Genomic DNA, 2675 nt, shown 5'->3' on the forward strand with positions numbered 1-2675 from the left:
AGCGAGCGTAGGCGGGCGGCCGTCCTGCAGGCGGCGCGCGAGCTCGGCTACCGGCCGAACGCGGTCGCGCGGAGCCTGGTCGAGGGCCGCACCCGGCTGATCGGCGCGATCGTCGCCGACCTGCACAACCCGTTCTTCGCCGAGTTCCTGGACGGCCTGCAGGAGTCGCTGCACGGCGCGGGCCTGCGGATGCTGGTCGGCTCGGGCCGCTGGGACCCGCTGTTCGAGGCCGAGGCGATCGAGGCGTTCCTGGAGATGCGGGTGGACGGCCTGGTGTTGCTCAGCGTCGTCCCGGAGTCGCTGAAGGAGGCGGCGTCGTCGGTCCCGGTCGTGGTCGTCGGGGAGCGCGACGTCAAGGGCGTGGACATCGTGGTGGACGACGACGAGCTCGGCGCGTCCCTCGCCGTGGACCACCTGGTCGACCTCGGGCACCGGCGCATCGCGCACATCGAGGGCGCGCGCTCGACCACGGCGCGGTACCGGCGCGCGGGCTACGAGAAGGCGATGCGGCGGCACGGCCTGGCGGACGAGATCGTCGTCGAGGCGGGCGACTTCACCGAGGAGGGCGGCTACCGGGCGGCGCGCCTGCTGCTGGGCCGCCCGCACCGGCCGACCGCGATCTTCGCGCCGAACGACCTGGTCGCGACGGGCGCGCTGTCGGCGGCGGACGAGCTGGGGCTGCCCGTCCCGGAGAAGGTGTCGATCGTCGGCTACGACAACACCCATCTCGCGGCGATCCGGCACATCTCGCTGACCAGCGTGAACCAGCCGCGCCGCGACATGGGCCGGGCCGCCGCCGAACTGCTCACCGCCCGGATCGGCGATCCGGCGCGGGCGGCGCGGCAGAACCTCGTCGTGCCGCACCTGGTCGTCCGGTCGTCGACGGGGCCCGTTCCGGCGGGATGACACGCCGGTTCCGGTGCCGGGTGGGCCGTCCGCCCGGGTTGTCGCGGGGTGTTCGCGGCGTTCGCGCCGTACGTGACCTGCGGCGGAGCGCTGGTCGTTCAGCGGGCGGTAGCGGACGGGTCGATCATCATCCCGAAGTGGTGGCCCCCGGGTAAGAGCCTCGCCAAGCCTGTCGAATTCGGTCGCCCGCGCCGCGCCGCCCGGTGGTTAATGGTTCCACCGTTTCGGCGTGTTCGTGGTGCCGCCGAACCGGGCCGGTCGCGGGTGGCCGGCCCGGCCGGGACTTCGCCGGGCGGACGCCGGGGAGGGTCGGGTTCACTCAGGGGGGTCGAGTTCCGTGCGGGATCCGGAAATGGTGTCGTGCGCGCAGCGAGCCGCGAGCGAGCTGGAGCGCGCCTGGGCCGAGTGGCGCAACGAGCGGGGGCTCAACGAGCACGTCTCGGAGTCGGTCGCCAGCTACGTCGCCCACTCGATCGACCATCCGTGGGGGCGTCCGCGCGTGGTGCTCGGCCTCGACGCCGAGGAGGCCAGGGCGCTCGCCGCGCTCCTCACCACCCCTCGCGGCTTCTGAGCCCTGGACCCTTGGGGGTCCGGCGCGTTCCCCTTGGCAGGACCGCGTTTCTTCGTGCGCCCGGGCCGGGACGCTCGCACGGTTTCGAGCCGTCCGGATTCCTGATGCGGGGCTGATCGGCGTGCCGTGTGGGGCGTGTGGCGCCTGGGTATCGGTGATGTGTCCATGAGGACGAACGCGCCTTCCGGGGCCGGTGGGAAGACGTCTGCCGGGACACCGTTTTTCGTCGAGTTCGTTTGACGAACGCCGCGCGGTGTGCAGACTGGCAGGTGCCTTTGTCACGGAAGCATTACGAGAGGACGACTCGGTGCGCATTCATTCAGCGCGCGGTCCGGCGGCGGTGGGGCTGGCCCTGTGTCTCGGGGCGCTGACCGCCTGCGGGGGCGGGTCGTCGAAGGATCGGACCTCCGGATCGGAGCCCGCGACGCCGCCCGCGGCGTCCGGGGAGCCGGCGCCGCAGGAGTCGGGGCAGCCGCCGTCCGCGCTCGCCGGGTCGCTGCGCGGCAAGACCGTCGCGATCGACCCCGGCCACAACGGCGGGAACGACAGCGCGCCGTCCCAGATCGGCCGGCAGGTGGACGTCGGCAACGGACACAAGGAGTGCGACACCACCGGCACGCAGACCGCGTCCGGGTACACCGAGCACGCCTTCACCTGGGACGTGTCGAAGCGGCTGCGCAAGCTGCTCGAGGCGCGGGGCGCGAAGGTGGTGATGACCCGCAAGAACGACAAGGGCGTCGGGCCGTGCGTGACCGAGCGCGCGGCGACCGGGAACAAGGCGCACGCGGACGCGGCGATCTCCATCCACGGGGACGGCGCGGCCAGGTCCGGGCACGGCTTCCACATCATCGAGCCGCTGCCGGTCGCGGGCGGCGGCAACACCAAGATCGTCGAGCCGTCCGCGCGGCTGGGCGAGGCGGTCCGGGACGCCTACCACTCCGGGACGGGCGTGCCGTACTCCACCTACATCGGCAAGAAGGCGATCGACCGGCGGGACGACCTGGGCGGCCTGAACCTGTCCACGGTCCCGAAGATCTTCATCGAGTGCGGCAACATGCAGAACGCGGGCGACGCGGCGAAGATGACCGACCCGGCCTTCCGGCAGCGCGCCGCCGTCGCGCTCGGCCAGGGAATCAGCGCCTTCCTGAGCGGCCGCTGACCCGTCCCGTCGCGCGCCGGGCGGCGCGTTGACCGGCGG

General features: G+C 73.1%; 3 protein-coding genes. All 3 read left to right on the top strand.

The features are described from left to right. On the top strand, window positions 1-906 hold a 906-nt coding region (locus tag AB0J52_RS35275; protein ID WP_500187255.1), incomplete at its 5' end, for a LacI family DNA-binding transcriptional regulator. 337 nt (window positions 907-1243) lie between these two features. Continuing rightward, window positions 1244-1477 (top strand): hypothetical protein, encoded by a 234-nt coding sequence (locus AB0J52_RS35280; protein ID WP_500187257.1) that lies wholly within the window; start codon window positions 1244-1246, stop codon window positions 1475-1477. Between the two features lie 307 nt (window positions 1478-1784). After that, complete coding sequence (locus AB0J52_RS35285) at window positions 1785-2636, top strand: N-acetylmuramoyl-L-alanine amidase (protein WP_500187258.1); 852 nt, start codon at window positions 1785-1787, stop codon at window positions 2634-2636. The last annotated feature ends 39 nt before the right edge of the window (window positions 2637-2675 follow it).

The sequence above is a fragment of the Spirillospora sp. NPDC049652 genome, from assembly GCF_040675125.1.
GTDB lineage: Bacteria > Actinomycetota > Actinomycetes > Streptosporangiales > Streptosporangiaceae > Spirillospora.